Raw genomic sequence first — 24,162 nt, 5'->3', positions numbered from 1 at the left:
GGGGAAGTCAGATGGGGAAATTACAGGAGTTACGCTCATACATAAACACGCTCGTCGTGGGGCGGGAAAAGGAATTGGACTTGATGTTGATCGCATTGATCCAAGGGGGACACGTACTGCTTGAAAGTGCGCCAGGTTCAGGGAAGACGTGGATGGCAAAAGCGTTCGCAGAGGCGTTTTCAGGAACGTTCCGACGTCTGCAGTTCACGCCGGACGTCTTGCCGTCTGATGTGACAGGCATCCGTTTCTTGAATCCGAAAACGCAGGAATTCGAACTGCGCACCGGACCGGTTGTTGCGAATTTGCTGCTCGCGGATGAAATTAACCGTGCAACGCCGCGGACGCAATCGAGCTTACTTGAAGCGATGGAGGAAAAGCAAGCGACGATCGACGGAGAAACGATCAAGTTGCCGGAACCGTTCATGGTGCTAGCGACGCAAAACCCGCAGGAATTCCAACAAGGGACGTTCCCGCTGCCAGCCGCGCAGATGGACAGGTTCTTGTTCCGTCTTGTGATCGACTATCCGAGCTTCGATGAGGAGCTTGCGATCATCCGGAACTTCCGAAGCGGCCAATCGAACTCGATGCACATCGAACCGGTGGCAACACCCGAAGACGTACTTGCTTGGGCAAAAGAAGCAGGGGAAGTGGTGCTTCATCAAGACATCGAGCGATTCATCGTGGATCTAGTTAGACGAACGCGGGAGCACCGTGCAATTGAACTCGGACTCAGTTCACGTGCTGCGCTTGCGATTGCTCGTGCCGCACAAGGGAGAGCGTTTTTGGAAGGACGTACATTCGTCACGCCTGACGATGTCAAAGTGGTCATGGAACCGATTGCATTGCACCGCCTGCATTTGACTGCAGAAGGCATGCTCGTCCAAGACGCCGCTGCGATTTTACACGAAGTGATGGAATCCGTGCCAGTGCCTGTGGAGATCGGATAAATGGAATGGACTCGGCATGATTACGATGCAGAAAAAACGTTGCGCATCTTCACGTTTATCTGCCTGTTCTTTTTGATTGCATTTTTTGCTTTTCGTTCCTATGAATTGGCGGCAGTGCTCACCTTCATCGGAGCGGTGATCGTATTGCAGCGCTTGTATGCACGGAAGGTCGGCAATGCGCTCGTCTTCCATAACAACACCAAGCGTTCACGACTCGTTGCCGGTGCAGAAGGTGCTTGGGTGCTCACGTTTTCGAATGGAGGCTTGCCGATTTGGGGTGGCAGGTTGAAAATTATATTCCACGATGCCGTTATTCCTGTCACGGAAGGGGAGACGCTTCACGGCGGCTTTCAGGAAGTCGAAATGCCGTTTTCGATCAGTGCGAAGCAGAAATTGACAATCAAGGTCCCGGTCCATGCATCACACCGGGGCTTGGCGCGCATTACGAAGCTGGAAATCATAGTTCCACACTTGTTCGGTGAGGAGCAAATCGTCCTGGAATATAATCCGATGATTAGACAGGAGCAACTCGTCTACCCGAAGCAGGGAAAGGAACCGTTCCGCATGATTGCTGCTCCGCAAAAGCCGGGTGTATCTGATATCCGGCACTCACTTTTCACGGATGCATTCCAGCCAGTCGGGACACGCGATTACGTTTCAGGCGATCAGTTCGCCCACATCCATTGGAAGGCAAGTGCACGCGCAGGCATCTATCAGACAAAAGTGTTCGCGACTGTTGCGGATGAATCGCGCTTGTTTTGTCTGGATGTGACGGTCGGACGTGGAATCACGATCGGTTTGGAGGAACGGGTCGAGCAGCTCGCCGGACTCGTGACGGAATGCTACAAGAAGCAAATTCCGTTCGCTGTTGCCATCAATATCCGTTCAGCAGGGAAAGTGCCGTTTCTCTATATTCCGTCAGGGGAAGGTACGCAGCACCACCAGCGGACGATGGAGCTATTGGCAGTCTTGCCACGAAGTGCAGCGACGATGCCGATTGAAGCGATGCTTGCGTTCCTCGACTCGCATATGGAATTGCCTGCATCTGTTTACTTTCTGTCAGACCAGTCGCAGGATGACAGTGTCTTTGTGAAGAAGTGGGGCCGCCGTGTACCGCTCTTCGCACTCGACAAGCCGAAAGGGCGTGAGTCTGCATGAGCCGCTCCATGATTGCTTGTGGAAACTTTATCCTTGACGCTTTTCTACTGTCGTTCGTCTTTGTTCTTTTAATGGATGAAAGCGTGATTCCGTTACACGTCATCTGGCTGGCAGCAAGCATCCTTCTCGCGCTTGTCGTCGGTTGGCTTTCGGCAGTGCGCGGCTATCGTCTTCCTGAAATGATTGTGTCGTCGGTACTCGTCATGGGTGGCACGTTCTTTCTCGGCGTGCCGATATGGATCAGCTTTGTCTTCACTCTGTTCTCGGTGAACCGATTGCACGCGCGCTTCAATGATAGCGAAGCGACAATACAGACAAAGAGCAGTTTTTTGAAGCTGTTGCCGCTCGTCTTTTTCATCGCTTGGACGATCCAGACGTTCGTTCCTTCTGAAGAAACGTTGTTCTGGTTGTTCATACTCGTCTGTGCAGGGCTGACTTTTTACATCTTCTTCCGCTTCGTCAGCCGCTCCTTGCAGGCGGAAGGGCAAGACATCCAGCTGCGGACGCTTGCGCTATATCCGGCTGGCATTGTGCTGCCGGCCATGTTGGTCAGTGTCATTGTCTTCTTGTTCAGTGAAACGGGAAGCTATGCGTTCGCCATGATATTCAAAGGATTGTTCGCGATTCTTTGGTGGCCGTTCAGCCCGCTTTATGATGCATTCATGAACTCGCTTGGTGGATTGATGGAGAGCGGGGAGCGGGCACAGGGGACAGTGCGGCAAGAGCAGCAATTGGAAGAACAAACGCAGTCAGAGATCATGTTCATGAACGGGGAATCTCCGGAGGCGCCGGTCGCTGCCATTGTCTTTATCGCGCTCGCGCTTGCGACGCTCGCTTTGATCATTTGGCTGCGCCGTTTGAAGAAGGTCAAGAGAGAAACACTGGAAGCGTCTGCAATCGTGTACGAAACGACGCCACTTGCACCGCGCCGTAAAGAGAAGAAAATAGAGCAGCAAGAAGAAAGAGCCGTACGACGACAGCTGCACGCTGTCCGGAAAGCGCTGCAGGAACTCCAGCGCTCGGCAGAAAAGAAAGGGAAAGGGCGTTTGCAACAAGAAACCGTCAGCGAATGGTTCGAACGGATGGATATCCGTGTTTCTGCTGAATTCATCGAAGCATACGATAAGGTTCGCTACGGCTCACAGGACATCCCTGCAGCTACAGTCGACCGTTTCCATCAGGAAATCGCGGTGCTAAAAGAAAATTTAGCGGAAAAGGTTTAACTGTGTGCATTATTGGCAATAGTATACTTGAACACAGCAACATTCTCATTTCCCCCTTTTGTGGTCGGCCCGTCAGACGGGCCGGCCTCTTTTTTCGCGTTCTGCGCCTTTTTCGGAAAGAAGTTGAAGATGTGCATTCCGACCTTCAATTAACTGAAGATTTTTGCTAAAATGAAATCTATAAAGGAGTGTGTATGTCCATTGAATATCGGATTTATCGGAACAGGCGTCATGGGCGCGAGCGTCGTCAAACATTTAATCAAGGCAGGACACGAACTATTCATCTATACACGTACAGCGGAGAAAGCAGCACCGCTTATAGAGCTTGGAGCTGTTTGGCTCGAGTCACCGAAACTGGTGGCGGAGAAAGCGGAAGTCATTTTCACGATGGTCGGCTATCCGAAAGATGTCGAGGAAGTGTACTTCGGCGATAACGGGATTTTGCATCATGCAAAAGAAGGCGCGGTCGTTGTCGATATGACGACTTCACAGCCGATCCTTGCTGAACGTATTTATAAAGAAGCGGTGAAAAACGGCGTGCAATCATTGGATGCGCCAGTTTCAGGCGGTGATATCGGTGCACAAAACGGGACGTTGTCCATCATGGTCGGCGGCGAACGGAAAGTCTTCGATGAGTTGGCACCGATTTTTGACCTATTCGGCAACACGATCGTTTACCATGGCGAAGCAGGAGCGGGGCAGCACGCGAAAATGTGCAACCAGATTGTCGTCGCAAGCAACATGATCGCGATTTGTGAAGCACTTATTTACGCGAAAGGAGCAGGGCTCGACCAAGAAGAGATGCTTCGTTCGGTGACGACTGGTGCAGCTGGTTCATGGGCACTGTCGAATCTTGCGCCGCGCATCATTAAGGGAGATTACGCTCCCGGTTTTTATATTAAGCACTTCGTTAAGGACATGCGCATCGCATGTGAGGAAGCAGATCGACTTGACCTCGACCTTCCAGGCTTGAAGCTGACGTTGTCGAAGTATGAGCAGCTGGAAGACGAAGGGCATGGCAACAAAGGGACACAGGCGTTATACGAACTTTACGACCGATGAAAAAAAGCTGCACCTCCGAGGGGGCGCAGCTGCTTTCAGTCAAAATATGATTTTTTCGGCGAGTAGAAGCGGCTCTGCGGTTTTGGGGTGTACGTATTGCGGGAAACAGGAGAGGTCGGTTCTTTTTTCGTGATTGGCTCAAGTCCCGTGAATTCCTTCAGAATCTCTTTTGCCGTCCGCAAGTTCATCCGGCTTTGCGGATTGCGGTAAGTTTCGTCCAGCGACCCTAAGTGTTCCAACTGGGCGAAATCTTCTTTTCTTGGGAGCATGTGGAAGTAATATTCTCCGCATTGCACGAGAACAGATGATTGCTGCTGACTTTTCTGGGGGTTTTTACTGAAGTGGAGACCGACTTTCTTCGCACGGCCTTGTAGAATCATTTTGGATAACGCTTCTTTCTTAAGGGCGTACAAGTACTGATTGTCGGGCGCTGTTTTAGCATGACGGTTGACCGAGAAGATCGCTTGGGCGATTTCAGAATCGGTTCGGTTAGTTGCCATCGTCTTCATCCTTTCACTTGATTTGGCTGTGTTGTGTACATGCTTATCATATCATATGGTGAAAGTGTCTTCAAAACAAACAAAGGGGGAAAAATCATGCTTAAGGGGAAAACAATAATTATCACCGGAGGTTCCAGCGGGATGGGATTAGCTATGGCTAAGCACTTCATCGAACAAGGAGCGAATGTCGTGATCACCGGCCGTGATATGGAGAAATTGAATCAAGCAGTGACGGAAATTCCGGAAGGAGAAGGACGCGTCGAAGTGTTCCAGATGGACGTGCGTGAGCCGGAGCACGCGAAAGCCATGGTCCAGTTTACACACGATCAATTCGGCTCGGTCGATGGCCTGGTCAATAACGCTGCGGGGAACTTCATCGTCCACGCTGAGAAGCTATCACCGAACGGCTGGCGTTCTGTCATCGATATCGTTCTGAACGGAACGTTCTTCTGTTCGCACGCGGTCGGAAATTACTGGATCGACAACGGGAAGAAAGGAAACATCCTCAATATGCTTGCGACGTATGCCTGGAATGCAGGAGCTGGCGTTTGTCATTCGGCAGCAGCCAAAGCGGGCGTCATGTCATTGACACGCACACTTGCCGTCGAATGGGGAACGCAATTCGGCATCCGGGTCAACGGCATCGCACCAGGACCGATTGAACGGACAGGCGGAGCAGACAAATTGTTCGAATCGGACGAAGCGATGAAACGCACGCTCGATTCGGTCCCGCTCGGTCGACTCGGCAAACCGGAAGAAATCGCAGAATTGGCAGCATTCATTATGTCCGACAAGGCGTCTTACATGAACGGGGAAATCGTCACGTTGGACGGCGGACAGTGGCTTAACAAATTTCCATTTTAAAGAAAAAAACTCTCAATCGTTCGTTTGAATTCCGATCCTATGTTATGATAGACGGGAGTAAAGTGTATGGGCTTTCATAGCTGTGCAAAAGGAGAAGAGGATATGATTTCATTACCGAGCAAAGACTTTTTTGACACCCGCATCGAAGAATTCGTGATTTCTTCGGAAAAAGTTGCTCATGTACAAATCGGCAACAGTGCCGAGCATGCGTTGCTGGTGTTGACAAAGACAGGGTATGCAGCTATTCCAGTCCTTGATTCCAAATATCGTTTCCAGGGGCTGATCAACGCACAGATGATCACGGATTCGATATTAGGAATGAACCATATTGAATATGAGCGATTGCCAGAGATTCGTGTACAAGATATCATGAATAAGGAGATTCCGGTCATTCATATCGAGGAGCGGTTCCAAAAAGCGCTCGATCTTGTCATTAACCAAAACTTCCTATGCGTCGTCGACGATGAAGGCATGTTCAGGGGAATCTTAACGCGTCGTGTCATTTTGAAACATCTGAAAAAACTAATCTACCAATTGCGCAATTCGTAAATGATGTTGTAATGAGGAGTTGACCTGGCAAACGCCTTCGGTCAGCTCCTATTTTTTGGAGGGGGGAAATTGGATGAAGAGGCCAATCATCCTGGTGGCGGTGATGCTCGCGATGTTCGCGAGTGCAGTTGAAGCGACGATTGTTTCCACCGCCATGCCGAGTATCGCAAACGATCTCGGCAGTTTTTCGCAATACAGCTGGGTGTTCTCGGCATACTTACTGACGAGCACGGTGACCGTTCTTCTGTACGGAAAGTTGTCGGATCTGTTCGGAAGAAAGCTGATTTTCACCATCGGCATGTCGCTATTCCTACTCGGCTCTTTGCTGTGCGGGATGGCGGAATCGATGACGGCGTTGATCGTCTTCCGATTTATCCAAGGGATTGGTGCCGGAGCGGTCATGCCGATTACGACAACCATCATCGGAGATATTTACTCACCTGAAGAACGCGCGAAGATCCAAGGCTATTTGTCGAGCGTCTGGGGAATTTCCGCTGTGGCGGGCCCGGCGATTGGCGGTGTACTTGTCGCGACGATCGGCTGGGAATACGTCTTCTGGGTCAACATCCCGCTCGGTCTCCTGTCTCTTGCAGGCATCTGTCTTTTCTTGAAAGAACCTGAAAATACGAAAACTCCGTCTGTCGATTACAAAGGGACTGCCATGCTGATGCTGACGATCGGTCTTGCAGTTTATCTTCTTGTCGAAGGCGGTTTAGCATTCCCATGGGTTTCGGTGCAGACTGCTGTGATCATCGCTGCCATTGCCCTTTTCGGCGTATTATTTTTCGCCGCCGAAAAGCGGGCAGTGGATCCGGTCGTTTCCATCGAAGTGTGGAAAAACCCGACGATCCTGTTTGCGAATCTCGTGTCGTTTGTCACAGGAATGATCTTGATCGGAATTTCGAGCTACTTGCCGTCGTATGTTACAGGAGTGATGGAGCAACCAGCGATCATTGCAGGCTTTACGCTGACGACGATGTCGATCGGGTGGCCGATTGCCTCAGTCGTCGCAGGGAAGTTGCTGCTGACGATCGGCAATTTCAAAACATCCTTTGTCGGGTGTTGTTTCTTGCTCCTCGGTACGGTCATGTTCGTTTTCATGACGTCGGAGCTTGGGCCGGGATGGGCTGCCGCTTCGAGCTTTTCTGTCGGTGTCGGGATGGGATTGACGACGACTGCGTTCATCGTATCGATTCAAGCTGCGGTGTCGCATCAGCAGCGGGGGGCAGCTACTGCCTCGAACGTCTTCATGCGCAATCTCGGAAGTACGTTCGGGGTGGCGATTCTTGGCGGTATCTTAAACAATTCACTAATCCGCTATTTTGCGGATAGTGGTGAAACGCTCGACTCAGTCAACGGCTTATTGACCGCGGATGGTCGGATCGAAATGGGGACGGATCGTCTCCTTTATCTACAGGAAGGTCTGTCAGCAGCGGTCCAAAACATATATATCATCACCGCCATAGCTGCTGTCGTTGCATTGCTGTTAGTATTCGGCTTGCCGAAAAAGAAGGAAGTGGGCACTCATGGTAACTGAAGAAGTCATTTTGAAAGTGTTGGCGGAGGAAGGGAATATGCGCAAAGCCGCAGACCGTCTGTTCCTGTCCCAACCAGCATTGTCCCAGCGGCTGCAAACGATCGAGAAAGAGTGGGGGGAGCAGCTGTTCATCCGCTCCCATAAAGGCTTGACGGCGACGCCAGCTGGCGAGCATGTGATCGAGTTCGCAAAAGAAACGATCCAGCGCAAAGAAGAAGTCATCGAAGCACTGCACATGATGTCGTCGAAAGTTCATGGGACGTTGAAAATTGCATGCGCGACGATCATCGGCCAAAACTGGCTGCCGAAAGTGTTGAAGGATTTTGTCACGCAATACCCTGAGGCGAAAATTCAGCTGATCACCGGCTGGAGCTCGGAAATCGTCCGGGCTTTATATGAAGGGGAAGCTCACATCGGGATCGTCCGTGGACAGACCGACTGGAAAGGACCTAAGCAGCATTTGTTCCGTGACACGCTCTACCTTGTGGATACGGAGCTGCAAACGTTGGAGGAAGTGGAGAAGACGGAACGGCCATTCATCCAGTTTAAAAGTGACTCGAACTATTTCGAGGAAATCCAGCAATGGTGGCAGCGTCACTTTACAGTGAACCCGAAACGCCAGATCACCGTCGACCAGATCGAGACGTGTAAACAGATGGCATTGAATGGAATTGGCTATGCGATCCTGCCTTCGATTACATTGGACGGCAACGAAAAAGTCCATACAATTGCATTGTCTGATAACACCGAAGAACTTGAGCTGACAAGGGATACATGGCTGATCGGCTATGAAACCGCTTTCGAACTGCGGCAGGTCGAGGCTTTCGTCGAAGTGGTTAAAAAACATGTCTGTTTTTTAGCCTAAACCATGAATAATAATTCTTCTTGCGGTATAATGAAAACATTCTGTCGAATGAAGAAAGGATGTTGGAAATGGAACAAATGAACGCACAAGAAATTATTTCGTACATACAAAATGCTGAAAAATCTACACCGGTCAAACTTTACGTTAAAGGGCAAGGGGTCGCTTCGCTGTCTTATGGTGAAGGCTCGAAAGTATTCGGGGAAGGCAACCACGCTACCGTATTCGGTGAATGGGCAGAAATCGAGAAGGCGCTTGCGCAGCATGCAGCAGTCATCGAAGACCACGTCGTCGAGAACGATCGCAGAAACTCAGCGATTCCATTGGTCGACTTAAAGAACGTCAACAGCCGGATCGAGCCAGGCGCATTCATCCGCGACAACGTCGAAATCGGCAACAACTGTGTCATCATGATGGGTGCCGTCATTAACATCGGTTCCGTAATCGGTGATGGCACGATGATCGATATGAACGCAATCCTCGGCGGTCGTGCAACGGTCGGGAAAAATTGTCACGTCGGAGCAGGAGCTGTCCTAGCAGGTGTTATCGAACCGGCATCCGCGACACCGGTCATCGTAGAAGACAATGTTATGATCGGTGCCAATGCTGTCGTGCTTGAAGGAGTACGCATCGGTGAAGGATCAGTAGTTGCTGCAGGAGCGGTCGTCATCGAAGACGTACCTGCCAACGCAGTCGTCGGCGGTACACCGGCACGCGTTTTGAAGCTGATGGACGAAAAAACACGCGCGAAAACGGAAATCAAACAAGAACTGCGTCAATTATAAGCGGATGAGTGCGATGGATCTTGTTAAAATCCGTAGACAGCTGCACCGCATTCCTGAGATCGGCTTCCAGGAAACGAAGACACAGCACTATTTACTCGAGCTGATCGGACGTCTGCCTCAGAAGCACCTCCAAGTGCAGCAGTGGAAAACGGGGATCATCGTGAAAGTGCGTGGGACTTCTTCTTACAAGACACTTGCTTGGCGTGCGGATATCGATGGATTGCCAATCACCGAAGAGACGGGATTGCCATTTGCCTCTGATCATGCAGGCTTCATGCATGCATGTGGCCATGATCTGCACATGACGATCGCGCTTGGTTTGCTTGAGAAGTTGTCACACAACCCGATCAAGAACGACGTCATCATCCTGTTCCAGCCGGCGGAAGAAAATCCAGGCGGTGCGAAGCCATTATTGGCCTGGTTGAAAGACCAGCAAGACTGGGTGCCGGATGAAATCTTCGCGTTGCATATCGCACCGGAGCATCCGGTCGGAACCGTGACGACAAAGCCGGGACTACTGTTCGCCAATACTTCCGAGCTGTTCATCGACTTGGAAGGCACCGGCGGCCATGCGGCGTTTCCACACCGGACACGTGATATGGCTGTTGCGGCAGCGGCACTGCTTCTGCAACTGCAGACCATCGTCAGCCGGAGCATCGACCCGCTGGACTCGGCGGTGTTGACGATCGGCAAGATGACTGCGGGGACTATGCAGAACATCATTGCGGAACACGCAAGGCTGGAAGGAACGATCCGGACTTTGAATCAAGCTTCGATGGTGCGCATGAAACAGCGTGTCGAGGCGATTTGCCGCTCGATCGAAGAGGCATATGAATGTCGTGTCTCAATTGATTACGGCAGCGGCTATGTGGAAGTGAACAACGACGATCTATTGGCTGAACATTTCCTGGCATTCGCCGATGCGTATGATGGGATCGACGCGGTCCGTGCAGACGCGGCGATGACAGGAGAGGACTTCGGCTACTTTACAGAAGCAATTCCAGGCGTCATGTTTTGGGCTGGAGTGTCATCACCTTTCGGGTTGCATCACGCGAAATTGAACCCGGATGAAAAGGTTCTGGGCATCATGCCGGAGTTTCTGTATCAATTTTTAGGAACACGTGAATGAGCAGGCAGTCTTTCTGTCTGCTCTTTTTTTCGGAGTTATGCAACCCATTCCATACATAATCGTTTTATTTGATAGAGAGAAGAAAAAAGGTGGGAGAAACTTATGAACAAGCGATCATTGCTGGGAATCATTTTCATGATAGCGCTATTATTGTCAGCTGTACCGCAAGCAGCAAGTGCTGAGCCGAACATCACGATCGAGTCGGAAGCCGGCTTTGACGGCAAAGCGAAATACGGCAAAGGGCTTCCAGTCCTCTTCACGATCACCAATAACGGCCCTGATTTCTCAGGAGATCTACTGATGGCGACAGCGGAAGGCTATAACTTGAACCATACGGTCGCAATCCCGGTTTCACTCGCACAAGGAGAGACGAAGACGATTCAAGTTGCCTCGAATGGCGGCATCGACCTGTCGTACTCGTATTCCGGCTCTACTGAAAGCCTTGAGTTATACGAAGGCGGTTGGGAAGACGGCAAAAAGGTGAAATTCAACGGAAAAAAGAATCTGCAAGCACAATATCATGAGCCGGACGCATTTTTCATTGCAACATTGACGAACAATGCAGACCGTCTCAATGCACTTAGCCAAACTTCCGTAGTAGGGAGAGGGCAAGTTGAACTGTTTCACTTGAACCAATTGGAAGATTTCATCCTTCCGGCAGAGCCGACTTCCTGGCAGTCGATCGACGCACTCGTCATCGATGAAGTGGCTTTCAGCGATTTGTCGCCAGCAATCCAAAGCGCAATTTTCGAATGGGTGCGCCAAGGTGGCCAAATGCTGGTCGGCTCGACGGGCACTTTGAATGCCGAGATGGGGGAATACGCCAGTGAATTGCCATTGACACTCGGCCAGCAAGCGCGCGCACAAGTGACGGGCCTCGGCTCGGACATTCCGGTCTTTGAAGCAACAGCAGTAGAAGGCGCCGACGTATTGCTCCAGAATGAAGGTCAAGTGCTGGCAGCGAGCAAGAAGTTCGGTGCTGGTGAGATTATCCAAACGGCATTCTCACTCGGAGATGAAGGGATTTCTGATCAAGATGCGTATCCACAAGTGATGCAAATGTTGATTGGCATTAATCCGGTTGCCACGATGTGGGTGGGCGAATCCATCAAAAGCTATCTCGGTTCGGAATTGAGCAACGTCAACGAATTGTTCGATAGCTTCAACGTCTCTCAGCCGGTCATGCTGCTGATCATCATTCTTTACATCGTCATCGTTGTACCGGTCCTTTATATTTTCCTGAAAAGACGCGATAAGCGCGAATACGCCTGGTTTGTCATTCCTGCGATTGCAGTGCTCGTTTCGCTCGCGATTTTCGGTTATGGGGCTAAAGACCGCATCACGAATCCGCAAGTCCAGCAAATCGGCTTTTTCGAAGCGGATCAGGATGGCGGCTTGAAAGGGTATTATATGAATTCGGTCTTATCGAACCGCGCGGGGGACTATTCATTCACAGCCCCGGTTGGCACTACAATGACACATTATACGAATTATGGCGGTTTCGGTGAATCGGGCAACTCGAGCATCGTAGAACAAGAAGGTGGCAAATCGAAACTGACGATCCGCGACATGCGCAACTGGTCGGTATCCTCGATCATCGGGGACGCTTACATCCAAGATGCCGGGAACCTGGCAGTCGACCTTAGATTAGAAGATGAACTATTGTCAGGTCCAATCCGTAATAACTTCCCGTTCGCACTGGAAGATGTTTCGATTTGGACAGGCACACGTTTGATCGAGCTTGGCGACCTTGCACCAGGGGAAGAGCTTTCGGTCGAAGAAACGATGCAATCCGGTTTCTTGGCACCGGCATTTCCGATCACGAGCCAAGGGAATTATTACTCGATCAAATCGATCGCAGATTTGCATGAAGAGCGTCGTTACATGGTACAGGACATGACTTCCGAGATGATTGCCAGCGGTTCGGATTCACCGATGATCGTCGGCTATGCGAAGGATGGATTGGTGCCGGCAGTTCTTGAAGGCGACCGGGCTTCCGTCGAGGCATTATATATGATCGCACAGAAATTCGATCCTGCAGGAAGCATCAGCGGAGAAGTATCGATTGGAAGAGATGGACTCATCATGACAATCGATACGATCGGAAACGGTTTTTATGAAAACTATTCTAACAACCCATACATGTATTACTTCGAAACGGGTGATTACGAACTGACTTACACCTTGCCCGGCTCACTGGCTTCCGCTTCGATTGAGTGGAGTGATTTGACCGTGGCGGCTAGTACGAATCAAATGGAATTGACGATTTTCAATCAAGTGAGCGGCGAGTTCGAAGTGATCGATGATCGGAAGAAGTCGTTCGGTGAAGCAGCTAGCTCGTACATCGATGAAAACGATGCGATTCGCCTTGGATTGAAAGTGCCGAATACCGCAGCGGGTGAATTCACTGTGCCGCAAATCGATTTGAAAGGAGTGGTGAAAGAATGATCGAAATTATCGGTTTGACGAAAAAATATGGGTCATTTTACGCCCTCCAAGATCTCAACTTGACGATCGAGGAAGGCGTGGTCTTCGGATTCGTCGGCGCGAACGGTGCAGGGAAGTCTACGACGTTCTCGATCTTATCGACGCTGCTTCAACCGACTGCCGGAGATGCTTTCATCAACGGTGTCAGCATCACGAAGAATCCGCAGGAAATCCGCAGTCGCATCGGTTATATGCCCGATTTCTTCGGTGTCTATGACCAACTGAAAGCGGAAGAATATCTGGACTTTTATGGTGCCAGCTATGGCATCAAATCGGATGAACGGAAAGCGCTCATCCCGAAATTGTTGAGCCTCGTCAACTTAGAGGACAAACGTTACGAATATGTCGACCATCTATCACGCGGGATGAAGCAGCGGCTTTGCCTCGCGCGCTCTCTCATCCATGATCCGGAAATCCTGATTCTCGATGAGCCGGCGTCAGGCCTTGACCCGCGAGCTCGTGTGGAAATGCGCGACATCTTGAAACAATTGAAATCGATGGGCAAGACCATCTTGATTTCGTCACACATCTTACCGGAGCTTGCTGAGATGTGTGACAACATCGGCGTGATCGATTCGGGTAAGCTGATTGCTCACGGTTCCGTCCATGAAATCCAAGCGCAGCTGCAGCAAGACAAAATCTTGCACGTACGCGCAGCGATAGAGACGGCAGAACTGGTCCGTTTCTTCGAAGGCGATCCGTTCGTTTCGGGTATCACCATCGATGAAGGGAGCGGGTCCATCTCGTTCCATTACAGAGGAGACGACTTGCAGCAAGCTGAATTGCTCAAGCAAGTGTCAGCAGTTCTTCCGATCCTCAGCTTCCATCCGGAAGAAACGGATCTAGAAGACGTCTTCATGGCAATCACGAAAGGGGTGGCATCGAAATGAAGAACGCACTAGCCAACCCGGTGTTATTGAAAGAACTGAAATTACGGTTCCGTAATCTTAAAAGCTTCATAGGTATTTTCTTTTACTTGGCAGCACTGAGCCTTTTCGTCTTCGGGTTCATTTTCTTGACGACTACGCTCAGTGGCAACGGATTTTTCCGTCCGGACGAAAGCTTCTTGTTGTTTGCGATGATTTCTTATATCCAGCTAGGACTCATCCTGTTCATCACACCAGGTCTGACAGCCGGTGCCATTTCTTCGGAACGTGAGAAGCAGACCTTGAATATTTTATTGACGACTTCCCAAACGTCTTGGCAGATCATTTTCGGGAAGATGAGCTCATCGATTGCGTTTCTGCTATTGATGATCGTCTCGGGCTTGCCGGTCTATAGCCTAGTCTTTCTATACGGAGGCGTTTCGCCAGTCCAGATCGCGATCATTTTCGCCTTCTACTTCTTGACGCTTGTTGCAATCGGCTCACTCGGAGTCTTGTTCTCGACTTGGATCCGTAAGACCATCGTGTCGATGATCGTGACATATGGTGTCATGCTTTTCATTACAGCCGTCACAGGGTTTTTCATGCTTATCTCGATTTCGGTGTCACAAGGATTCGGGATGCAGCAGACAACATTCTCGCCACTTGCGCACTTCTGGGCATCGGTGAATCCGGCGGTTGTCATGGTAACACTGCTAGAGCCGTCATTCTCGGATGAAATTCTTCTCATGACGGGCGTACCATTCCCGTTATGGGCTGGATACTTAATTTTCTACTCGCTCGTCACAGTCGGAGCACTACTGCTCGCTGTCAAAAAACTACGTGTCAACATGTCCAAGTATAAATAATAGGAGGAATCGGCATGAGCCAGCAATCGATCAAAATATGGATCCGTAAAACATATGTACGCCTGGCCTTACTCAGAGCGAATAGGATTTTCCAAATCGCTTTGCCATTCGGTCTCGCGGGTGCTGTGCTCGTGCTCGCTTTGTCCCGCATCACGGTTTTGCCGAATTACCAGCAATACGCAATCCTTGCAGCAACCATGACTTTTTTGGGTGCTGTTTTTTGGCAGGCGAGACAGTTCCCAGACCGGAAGATGGCAATCCATCAGCTGGATGCACAGACACCGTATAACGAATTATTGACTGTATTGGGAATGCCAGGGGATTCACCGCTCCTCGCTGAATTGGCACGGCGGACAGCTGCTATTTTGCCACTCAGCTATGCTGATTTCAAAAAACTTCCCGTACGTGTCTTCCATCCAAAATGGTTGACGGCTTCACTCGTCATCGCGATTTTCCTAGTCTTCCTTTCTTACATGCCGAGCGAAACGCAGCAACGCGCCATCGAAATCGAAGAAGAACAGGGGCTAGTGGAAGAGCTGGAAGAGAAAGTGGCGGAGCTGAAAGAAAAAGCGAAGTCGCCTTTCGTCGAAGAACGGCTGGAGCAATTGGAGCGTGAAATAGCAGACGTGGATGAAGCGGAAAAAGCGCTTGAACAGTTGGTGAAAGCACAGAAAGAGCTGGATCTTCATCAAAAAGAATTAGCAGAAGCTGGAGCGAAAAGTGAGCTTGAACAGCAAGAAGCAGGTGAAGCTGCACAGGAATTAGCACAGCAGGCAGGTCAAGCACAGACAGAACTGAGCAAGATGGGGAAACCTGTCTCTTATCCACTGCAGCAAACCATCGCTTCAAGTGCGAACCCTTCGCAAGGAACGCCTGGACAAAATAGCGGGAATCAATCCGCCGACAGCCAACCGGGCCAAAGTAGTCAGTCAGGGCAGAATGGACAAGGACAATCATCCGGTCAGTCCGGCACGACAGGCAACCAAAGTGGGAGTTCTTCTCAGCAAGGGAGCGGCCAACAGTCTGGACAAAGCTCTGGAACGCAAGGGAATAGCCAAGGTCAAGGTCAAGGCTCCGGTCAAGGGTCTGGATCAGGCCAAGGTCAAGGTCAAGGGTCTGGATCAGGCCAAGGTCAGGGGCAAGGCTCCGGTCAAGGCTCTGGCCAAGGTTCCGGATCTGGATCAGGTTCAGGTTCAGGCCAAGGCCAAGGCGCAGGACTCGGCAGCGGAGGCAGAGACTTGTTGACGACGCCGTCACGGATTGGTGGTACACGTGATTCCACAGTCGACGGTGGTGAACTTGGCAACGGAGAAGCAGCGGACACGTCGAAAGGACGTGTACCTGCTGAACGCGGCACCGTACAGCCTTATCAAGACGTCATGGGTGATTACGCAGAATCATATTTCTCAAGCACGGACCGGCTCGGATTGCCGGCCGATTTACAGAAAATCGTCGAATCGTATTTCTCTTCGATCGAACCAGATTAACAAGGGGGCACAGCCGTATGGAAAATGCTTCACAGCCGTTTATCGAGGCAAGCAAGAGATTAAAAGAAGTGAAAGAGGAAGTGTCCCGTTTTATTGTCGGGCAGGAAGAAGCGATCGAGTTTTCGCTTTATGCCATTTTAGCAGACGGACACGCGCTCTTGGAAGGACCACCGGGACTTGGGAAGACGATGCTCGTCGGCACGATTTCAGAAGTGCTGGACTTATCGTTTTCGCGAATCCAGTTCACTCCGGACTTGATGCCATCAGATATTACAGGAACAAGCTTGATCGAACGCGATGCAGACGGCAGACAGCAATTCCTGTTCAGGGAAGGCCCGATTTTCCACCAGATGGTATTGGCGGATGAGATCAATCGAGCGACACCGAAAACGCAAAGTGCATTGCTTGAGGCGATGGGGGAGAAGACGGTCACAATCCTCGGTGATACGAAGAAGATGAGCCGTCCGTTCTTCGTCTTAGCGACGCAAAACCCAATCGAGATGGAAGGAACTTATCCACTTCCGGAAGCGCAAATGGACCGTTTCTTATGTAAAGTCTTGCTTCCTTATCCATCAGCCCGAGAGCTTGCAGAAATTATCCGACGGACGACAGGTTCGTTTGAAGTGCAGCTTCAGAAGAAAATGGATACGCAGTCATTGATTGAGGTACAGAAGCTCGTCACTGAAGTGATGATTGCGGATGAAATTCTTGATGTGGCTGTTGATATCATCGAACAAACACACCCGGACCGCAGCAAGGATGTAAGCGTCCAGCAATACATCCAATACGGCAGTGGTCCACGTGGCTTGCAGAGCTTGATCCGTCTGGCTAAAGCAAGAGCTTTGATGGATGGCCGTTTCCACGTTTCGATTGGTGATTTGAAACACGTTGCAGTTCCGGTGCTGCGCCACCGTCTCTTGATGAATTACGAGGCAGAGGCGGAAGGGATCGAGACGGACCAGTTGATTGAAAGTCTTTTGGAAGCTGCAGGCAAAGGGATACGGACATGAGACCGCTGGAGCTCCCGACGGACTGGGCTGGCCGGATGAGCCGTTTTTCCGTCGCTTCCGTAGTGAAGATCCGGAGCGGGCATAAAGGTTCACACCGGACAAACCGCTTCGGCTCGTCGATGGAATTCTCGGATTTCCGAGAATATCATCCAGGAGACGATATTCGTCACATCGACTGGAATGTGTACGGCCGGACAGAACGCGTCTACATTAAACGCTTTCTTGATGAACAAGATCGCAGCGTCCATCTTTTACTAGATGACTCGGCGTCGATGCAGTCGCACTGGCTATTCACACGTCAATTGGCGTTTTCGCTCGGCTTGATGTCTTTAGCTTCGGATGATCGACTGTCCATGTCACTCGGTAGGAAGGGCAGTCCACGTTTTCAAAAGAAAGGGAAAAACGCACGGCAGTCGCTTGAGCAATTTTTAACCAAGCTGCCTGAACCACAAGGCGATGCATTCACAGGCGGTGCAGATTTTGAAGCAGCTCGTCGTTCGAATATTTTAATCATCTTGACGGACGGTTTGGAGCCGGTCGACAAGTGGCAGCATCTGCTGAGACGGGCGGTGCGTCATGCACAGGACGTCAGGCTGTTGCGTATCGTCTCGAAGGAAGAGGCGGACCCGGTGCACCGGGGCGATGTCCAGCTGGTCGATAGCGAGACGGGTGTGAAAATGAACGTCTCGATGACGCCGGCTGCAGTGCAGAAATACCGTGAGCAGCGGGAAATGCATAACCGCATGCTGGAGTCGCTTTGCCAGCGCTTCGGAATTTCATATTTGGAAGTGGCAGAAGAAGCAGGAATCCAGGATGTAATCTTCAAACAACTACCGAGGGAAAATTGGATCAGGTGAGGTGAGCGGGATGAGTTTCGGCAATTGGATCATGATTTGGACTGCAGCCATGCCGTTCGCGGTCCTGATCTATTACTTCTTCAGAAAGAAATATACGGTACAGCAAGTGCCTTCCACGTTGTTCTGGCAGGAATTGATGAAGGAATGGCAAGCATCCCCTTACTTGAAAAAACTTCAGCAGCACCTCCTGTTTTACTTGCAGATGCTAGCACTTCTTTTGTTCGTCTTCCTCCTATTGGAACCGTATGTGGAGAAGCCGTCACTAGCAGGGGATGAATGGGTTTTCGTCGTCGATGCTTCCGCGTCGATGCTGGCGGGTGAACCATCACGACTGGAAGTTCAGAAGGATGAAATGAAAGAGCTATTAGAGTCGGGGGGTGGCCGTCCTGTCACTATCGTTATAGCCGGGGCAAGCCCGAAAGTGGAGCTGCGGCGTGAACGTGATAAAGGTGCGCTCATGAAGACGATTGAAGACATCACAGTCGAATACGAGTCAGCTGAAATGGAACAGACCTTATTATTCGCCGATACATTGACAGATAGTGATGCGACGATCATACATATTTTCACGGATTCACTTGATCGCGCAGTGCTGGTGAATCGGACAAGTGGTGCATATGAAGTACATGGCTTTAAGGAGCAACCTGCCAACGTCTCTATCCGCCAGTTCGGCGTAACGGAGCATGATGGCAGCATGTCGGCCATCGTCCAAGTGATCAACGATTCAGAAGTGGAGATGCCGGTGACGATCGAAGTGACAGACGGAACAGTCAAGGAAAGTAAGGAAATTGAACTCGCCAGTTCGGAAGAGCAATTAATCGTCTTCGACTCGCTTCCGCTGTCTATATTGTGGATTGCAACGGTCGATGCAGAAGATGACTACAAGACGGATAACGAAATGGCTGCCTACTTGCAGCAGTCTGCTAACCGAGTCATGATCGACGCGGAACTGCATCAACTTGTGTCAGCTGGCTTTGATTCTCTTGGTGCGAACGTCCAGCTCGTCCCGGGGGATCAGTTGGATGCAGCTGCTGATTTCCCTGTGGTGACAAATCGGATAAGTTTATTGGAAGGGAAAGAACCGATGCTGCTGATCGGACGAGATGATGCGGAAGCAGTGGAGGCAAAAGGTGCGGTTACAGTCGGAGATCATCCGTTGTTCGCTTACGCGGATCTTGCAGACGTTTACGTTGCGGAACTGTATCCACCGGTCGAAGGATATGAAACGATTGCCACAGTCGGCGAAGCACCTTGGATCCAAGTCGGTCCAAGCGGGAATATCGTCATTTTGTCGGATATCCAGTCGACGGATTGGCCGTTGTCTCCTTCGTTCCCTCTGTTCTTATGGAGTACATTGAACGAGTTATCGGGTGACAATGAGTTTGCCGGGATGTTCCGCCCGAATGAAATCCGCTCCATCTCGGTTGCAGGAGACGGAACGGAATGGGATTTATACCGCGGTGAAGAATTCATCTCTACGTACAGAGAAGGCGAAGGCGCATTCTCTGCCCCTGCTGCGCCGGGCGTCTACAAGCTGATCGGTGAAGAGCAATCGATGAATTTGATCGTTCAGCTCGGTGAAGAAGAGAAGCAGTTGCAGGCTGGTAGCTCTTACCGCATCGGACAAGGGGGGGAAGTGAGCTCGGAATTGGTGCGCGTCTCGTTCTTGCCGTGGATCATTCCACTGATCCTACTGATCGTGCTCATAGAATGGGAGGTGTACCGACGTGGAATTTCGCGTAGATGAGCCGCTTTGGCTAATATTGCTTGTTCCGCTCGCCGTATACTTCGCATTCACGGGCTGGAAGCTGCTTCCCGGCAGTAAGGCGCTGATGAAAGTCGTTTACGTCTTGCGGTGTATCGCGTGTGCACTGCTCATCTTTGCGCTTGCTGGACCGCATCTTTACCAGCCGGTCAATGAAGAGCAGATCTTGTTCCTTGTCGACCGCTCTGCATCTGCAGAGACTCAGCAAGTAGCCGCGACGGAATGGATCAATAAAGCACTCGAATCAAAAGAAACACACCAAGCGACAGGTGTATACGGTTTTGCAGAAGACTTCCAATCGATTGTCCCGATTTCTCAGGACACAGACGCACTACCGAGAGACTGGCCGATTTTCAGCACCGGTCATACCTCGCTTGCGCAGGCGATCGAGTTGGCCGCGAATAGTGGCGATACAGATCTTGCGACAAGGCTCGTTGTCATGACGGACGGCAATGAAACGAAAGGCTCTGCGATGGATAGTCTTATCCGACTCGAATCGGAGCGGCTGGAAATCGATGTCGTGCCGATGACTGCCCAAACGGAGTCGGACGCTGCGATGGAGAGTTTCGAAACACCGGCAGCGGCATTCGCTGGTGAAATGCTCGATTTTTCCGTAACGATCGAATCGAACACTGAAACGGCTGCAAGACTTGTCTTCTCAGTAAATGATGAGGAATTCAGCCGCCAGGAAATCAACCTTGCACCAGGGGAGAATGCCTTCAACTACAAGTACCCTGCTTCAAGTGAAGGTCTCGCGAAATTCGAGGCGGCACTCGAGCTCGACAACGATGCGTTTCTTGAGAACAATCGCCTCGTCAGTTTGACGGAAGTTGAAGGGCCGCCGGAAGTACTCGTCGTCAATAACGGCGAGGCGAGTCCCATCCCGACGTTACTGGACGCAGGCAATGTAAACATCACAGAGCTTCCGGCTGAAAGTGTGCCGCAGTCGCTCAGCTCCATTTTGCAATATGATTCCATCATTTTCGACAATGTTCCGGCTACGAAGATCGGACAGACCCAGATGGACGTCATCGAGCAAGCGGTCCAGCAGTTCGGGACTGGCTTCATGATGGTCGGGGGCGATCAGAGCTACGGTCTTGGCGGATATTTCAAAACGCCGATCGAACGGCTCCTGCCGGTCGAAATGGAAGTCACAGGCAAGCATGAACTTCCTTCGCTAGGCTTAATTCTCGTCATGGACCGTTCCGGCAGTATGATGGGGATGAAGATGGAACTGGCGAAAGAAGCGGCTGCCCGCTCGCTTGAATTATTGAGACCGGATGATACGGTCGGCTTCATCGCCTTCGATGACAAGCCATGGGAAGTGCTGCCGCTAGCCAAGCTATCAGATCAGAAGGATGCAGTTGATACGATTCTGTCAATCGGGCCTGGTGGCGGGACAGAAATCTACAGCTCCTTGCAAATGGCTTACGAGCAGCTGAGTGATTTAGAGCTTCAGCGGAAGCATATTATCCTCCTGACAGACGGACAGTCGTATTCAGCGAGTTCGTACGACCCTCTGCTTGAAGACGGAGTCGACAACAACGTCACGCTGTCGACCATCGCAATCGGTCAAGACGCTGACAAAGTACTGCTTGAACAACTTGCGGAAACAGGTGGCGGACGTTATTACGATGTCAACGACGCGACGACGATTCCTGCGATTCTGTCAAGGGAGACGATTATGATGTCAAGGACGTATATCGTAGATGAGCCGTTTACGCCGACTGTTTATGACAGCCCCTGGAATTCTTTGTTCGAACAAGGTGTTCCACAAATGAACGCGTATATTGCAACAACGGCAAAACCGTTGTCGACGGTTGCACTGGAAAGTCCGGAAGAAGATCCGGTACTCGCTACGTGGAACTATGGACTCGGGAAAGCGATCGCATTTACATCTGGAAGCGGTGCGTGGAGCGGAGATTTCCAAAGCTGGTCCGAGTGGCCGGATTTCTGGAACCGTTCTGTCAGTCAAATGATGCCGTCCTATGAACAGATTCCGTTTTCCGTGACACGGAAAGAGCAAGGCGTCTATACAGTGAAAGATCCGACTGGTTCATCAGCCATCCTGGATGTGACAGTCATCGATGAACGTGGACAAGAGGTGCCAGTCGAAACAGATCCGGTCGCACCAGGTGAAGTGGAAGTTGTAATCGATGCGGAACCCGGTCTTGTGTTCTTCAGCATCGCTAATGAAACAGGAGCAGCTTACCGCGCTTCGGTGACGATTCCTTACGGTGATGAATACCGGATCGAACAGACCGATATGCGACTGCTCACAAGTCTGGCAGAACGAACAGGCGGGCAAGTATTGGAAGAGCCTGCACAAGCCTTTAGGGACATTCCATACAGGAGTGGCACGATCAGCCCAGTGGCAGTGGAACTCCTGCTTGTGGCGATGCTGCTGTTCTTTATCGACATCACGCTGCGCCGTTTCGGTCTGAAGTGGCCGCGTAATCGGAAGAAATCCGAACTTGCTCAAGAAGAACTGACGGAATCGCCGGGTACGATTGATAAACTAATCAAACCGGACAGGTAACAGAATGGGAGGAATCGAAATGGAAGTCTTTAAAGAATTTCTATCGAAAATCGCTGATCCGACTCATCGTGAACGAATGGAAGAAATACTCGAATGGGTTCATGTGGAATATCCACACCTGGAACCTGTTGTGAAATGGAATCAGCCGATGTTCACTGATCACGGAACATACATTATCGGTTTCAGCACAGCGAAGCATCACCTCGCTGTAGCACCTGAAAAAGCTGGCATCGACCATTTTTCTTCCCGCATTGAAGAAATAGGTTACACGCACACTGCGCAATTGATACGCATCAAATGGACGGAAGAGGTCGATAAGGAATTGCTCGGCGCGATGATCGATTTCAATATCGAAGAAAAGAAAGATACGACCGCTTTTTGGCGGGGATGATACAAAAGAAAAAGGCTGTCTCGGACTGTCAGGTAAACTGACGTCCAGGACAGCCTTCTTTTTAATATGTTCTGAGTGAAGCAAGTAAGTCTGATTTCTTCAGCGACCATGTATAAGCAATAAAGAAGCAAGCCATCAAGATGACGGTCCCTGCGATATACGGAAAGCTCATATTGAAATCGAAAAGGAAGCCGGCCATTGCCGGTCCAATCATGTTTCCGATACTCATATACGCATTGTTCATCCCGGCAGCGAATCCTTGCTGGTCGCCGGCCATCTTCGAGATGAGCGTATTGACCGCAGGGCGTAGAAGGGAAGCGGCAGTGAAGAATATCGCCGATACGAGCAGGATCGTCCAGAATGCAGAGACGAACAAGATGCCGATCATCGCCAGTGCAGCGAGGATGAGATTGAAAAGAATGATCTTCATTTCTCCGAAGCGCTTGAACAGCCGATCGATCAGGAACGTCTGCATAATGACGCCCATGAAGCCGCCGACCGTGATGATGACCGAAATTTCCTTCGGTGAGAAGTTGAATTTCTTATCCGCATAAAGCGAGATCGTAGTCTGGAAGTTCGCCAATCCGAATGCCAAGATCAAGACGACAATCAGCAGGACGAAATAAGGCGTGGCGCTGGAGCGTTTCAGTTGATTGAAGATGTTTCCAGCCTTCGGTGCACCAGGAATGACAGTCGGCACTGCATTCGGTAGGAAAATCGCCGATAGGAGCGCAGAAACGAGTGCTACGACCGTGGCGACGTAGAACGGAAATTGCAGGCTGATTTCGGAAAGGAATCCGCCGATGCCGGGCCCGATCATGAAGCCGAGCGACATGGACGCGGCAAGGTAGCCCATCCCTTTCCCACGGTCCTCAAGTGTGGTGATATCCGCAACGAATGCCATCATCGGCGGAATCAGGAAGGCAGCTCCAAGTCCGCTGAAGAAACGTGCGACGTAAAGGAGCGGTAAGTTCGCAGCCATCCCGAATGCAAGCTGGGATAAGCCGAAGATAATCAAGCCGAAAATAATCATCTTCTTCCGGCCGTGCTTATCAGATAGCTGCCCAGACAGTGGTGAGAACAGGAACTGAGCGAATGCGAATGTCGCGATAAGTGTCCCGAGTGCTTGTCCGGCGACACCGAATGTATCGAGGTAGGCAGGCATGATCGGGATGATCAGGCCGATGCCGCTCATGGCGATGAACATATTGAACATTAAAATATATAAAGCGAAAGTGTTGGATTTTGATGCCACACACATACCTTCTTTCTTGTGTT

At 50.8% G+C, this 24,162-nt stretch carries 21 protein-coding genes; 19 read left to right on the top strand and 2 right to left on the bottom strand.

From position 1 onward, the window contains the following. The first annotated feature begins 11 nt into the window (after window positions 1-11). The 4 genes from GIW82_RS05025 to GIW82_RS05010 all read left to right on the top strand — a co-directional run bounded on the left by GIW82_RS05025 (window position 12) and on the right by GIW82_RS05010 (window position 4,390). Window positions 12-947, top strand: a complete 936-nt coding sequence (locus GIW82_RS05025) for an AAA family ATPase (RefSeq protein ID WP_154748790.1) — start codon at window positions 12-14, stop codon at window positions 945-947. Further along, on the top strand, window positions 948-2,105 hold the full coding sequence (locus GIW82_RS05020) for a DUF58 domain-containing protein (RefSeq protein WP_154748789.1): 1,158 nt from the start codon (window positions 948-950) through the stop codon (window positions 2,103-2,105). Then, the gene (locus GIW82_RS05015) at window positions 2,102-3,328 is read left to right on the top strand and encodes a DUF4129 domain-containing protein (RefSeq protein WP_154748788.1); all 1,227 of its coding nucleotides are present in this window, start codon (window positions 2,102-2,104) and stop codon (window positions 3,326-3,328) included. The genes GIW82_RS05020 and GIW82_RS05015 overlap by 4 nt, the downstream gene beginning before the upstream one ends. Before the next feature lie 171 nt (window positions 3,329-3,499). Continuing rightward, window positions 3,500-4,390 carry an NAD(P)-dependent oxidoreductase gene (locus GIW82_RS05010; RefSeq protein ID WP_154748787.1) on the top strand — a complete coding sequence of 297 codons (891 nt, stop codon included), beginning with the start codon at window positions 3,500-3,502 and terminating at the stop codon, window positions 4,388-4,390. A gap of 35 nt (window positions 4,391-4,425) precedes the next feature. Here the strand turns inward: GIW82_RS05010 and GIW82_RS05005 are convergent, their stop codons facing one another. Then, window positions 4,426-4,890 carry a YkyB family protein gene (locus tag GIW82_RS05005; protein WP_154748786.1) on the bottom strand — a complete coding sequence of 155 codons (465 nt, stop codon included), beginning with the start codon at window positions 4,888-4,890 and terminating at the stop codon, window positions 4,426-4,428. Between the two features lie 96 nt (window positions 4,891-4,986). Between GIW82_RS05005 and fadH the strand changes: the two genes are divergently transcribed. The 15 genes from fadH to GIW82_RS04930 all read left to right on the top strand — a co-directional run bounded on the left by fadH (window position 4,987) and on the right by GIW82_RS04930 (window position 22,884). Beyond that, window positions 4,987-5,754: a 2,4-dienoyl-CoA reductase gene (gene fadH / locus GIW82_RS05000; RefSeq protein ID WP_154748785.1), complete on the top strand. Its 768-nt coding sequence runs from the start codon at window positions 4,987-4,989 to the stop codon at window positions 5,752-5,754. A 102-nt stretch (window positions 5,755-5,856) separates the two neighbouring features. Then, window positions 5,857-6,303, top strand: a complete 447-nt coding sequence (gene cbpB / locus GIW82_RS04995; protein WP_154748784.1) for a cyclic-di-AMP-binding protein CbpB — start codon at window positions 5,857-5,859, stop codon at window positions 6,301-6,303. 73 nt (window positions 6,304-6,376) lie between these two features. Continuing rightward, window positions 6,377-7,840 carry an MDR family MFS transporter gene (locus GIW82_RS04990; RefSeq protein ID WP_154748783.1) on the top strand — a complete coding sequence of 488 codons (1,464 nt, stop codon included), beginning with the start codon at window positions 6,377-6,379 and terminating at the stop codon, window positions 7,838-7,840. Next, window positions 7,830-8,705 carry a transcriptional regulator CcpC gene (locus GIW82_RS04985; protein ID WP_154748782.1) on the top strand — a complete coding sequence of 292 codons (876 nt, stop codon included), beginning with the start codon at window positions 7,830-7,832 and terminating at the stop codon, window positions 8,703-8,705. The genes GIW82_RS04990 and GIW82_RS04985 overlap by 11 nt, the downstream gene beginning before the upstream one ends. A gap of 68 nt (window positions 8,706-8,773) precedes the next feature. Then, window positions 8,774-9,487, top strand: coding sequence for a 2,3,4,5-tetrahydropyridine-2,6-dicarboxylate N-acetyltransferase (gene dapD, locus GIW82_RS04980; RefSeq protein ID WP_154748781.1), 714 nt, complete (start codon window positions 8,774-8,776; stop codon window positions 9,485-9,487). Window positions 9,488-9,491: 4 nt separating this feature from the next. Continuing rightward, window positions 9,492-10,616, top strand: a complete 1,125-nt coding sequence (locus tag GIW82_RS04975; RefSeq protein ID WP_195913940.1) for an N-acetyldiaminopimelate deacetylase — start codon at window positions 9,492-9,494, stop codon at window positions 10,614-10,616. A gap of 102 nt (window positions 10,617-10,718) precedes the next feature. Continuing rightward, a complete protein-coding gene (locus GIW82_RS04970; RefSeq protein ID WP_154748779.1) occupies window positions 10,719-13,064 on the top strand; it encodes a hypothetical protein in 2,346 nt (781 codons plus the stop codon). After that, window positions 13,061-13,993 carry an ABC transporter ATP-binding protein gene (locus GIW82_RS04965; protein ID WP_154748778.1) on the top strand — a complete coding sequence of 311 codons (933 nt, stop codon included), beginning with the start codon at window positions 13,061-13,063 and terminating at the stop codon, window positions 13,991-13,993. The genes GIW82_RS04970 and GIW82_RS04965 overlap by 4 nt, the downstream gene beginning before the upstream one ends. Beyond that, complete coding sequence (locus GIW82_RS04960; protein WP_154748777.1) at window positions 13,990-14,835, top strand: ABC transporter permease; 846 nt, start codon at window positions 13,990-13,992, stop codon at window positions 14,833-14,835. The genes GIW82_RS04965 and GIW82_RS04960 overlap by 4 nt, the downstream gene beginning before the upstream one ends. Window positions 14,836-14,849: 14 nt before the next feature. After that, the gene (locus tag GIW82_RS04955; protein WP_154748776.1) at window positions 14,850-16,322 is read left to right on the top strand and encodes a hypothetical protein; all 1,473 of its coding nucleotides are present in this window, start codon (window positions 14,850-14,852) and stop codon (window positions 16,320-16,322) included. Window positions 16,323-16,339: 17 nt separating this feature from the next. Then, on the top strand, window positions 16,340-17,332 hold the full coding sequence (locus GIW82_RS04950) for an AAA family ATPase (protein ID WP_154748775.1): 993 nt from the start codon (window positions 16,340-16,342) through the stop codon (window positions 17,330-17,332). Next, window positions 17,329-18,189 (top strand): DUF58 domain-containing protein, encoded by an 861-nt coding sequence (locus GIW82_RS04945; protein ID WP_154748774.1) that lies wholly within the window; start codon window positions 17,329-17,331, stop codon window positions 18,187-18,189. The genes GIW82_RS04950 and GIW82_RS04945 overlap by 4 nt, the downstream gene beginning before the upstream one ends. Before the next feature lie 10 nt (window positions 18,190-18,199). Then, window positions 18,200-19,936 carry a vWA domain-containing protein gene (locus tag GIW82_RS04940; RefSeq protein ID WP_154748773.1) on the top strand — a complete coding sequence of 579 codons (1,737 nt, stop codon included), beginning with the start codon at window positions 18,200-18,202 and terminating at the stop codon, window positions 19,934-19,936. Further along, on the top strand, window positions 19,917-22,493 hold the full coding sequence (locus GIW82_RS04935) for a VWA domain-containing protein (RefSeq protein ID WP_370456008.1): 2,577 nt from the start codon (window positions 19,917-19,919) through the stop codon (window positions 22,491-22,493). The genes GIW82_RS04940 and GIW82_RS04935 overlap by 20 nt, the downstream gene beginning before the upstream one ends. Window positions 22,494-22,512: 19 nt before the next feature. Beyond that, window positions 22,513-22,884, top strand: coding sequence for an iron chaperone (locus GIW82_RS04930; RefSeq protein ID WP_154748772.1), 372 nt, complete (start codon window positions 22,513-22,515; stop codon window positions 22,882-22,884). A 61-nt stretch (window positions 22,885-22,945) separates the two neighbouring features. Here GIW82_RS04930 and GIW82_RS04925 read toward each other — a convergent pair whose 3' ends face one another. Continuing rightward, window positions 22,946-24,139 carry an MFS transporter gene (locus GIW82_RS04925; protein ID WP_370456007.1) on the bottom strand — a complete coding sequence of 398 codons (1,194 nt, stop codon included), beginning with the start codon at window positions 24,137-24,139 and terminating at the stop codon, window positions 22,946-22,948. Window positions 24,140-24,162 lie beyond the last annotated feature (23 nt).

Origin of the sequence: Planomicrobium sp. YIM 101495, from assembly GCF_009707665.1 — a bacterium.
Lineage (GTDB): Bacteria > Bacillota > Bacilli > Bacillales_A > Planococcaceae > Planococcus.
This window is presented reverse-complemented; position numbering and strand designations above follow the sequence as displayed.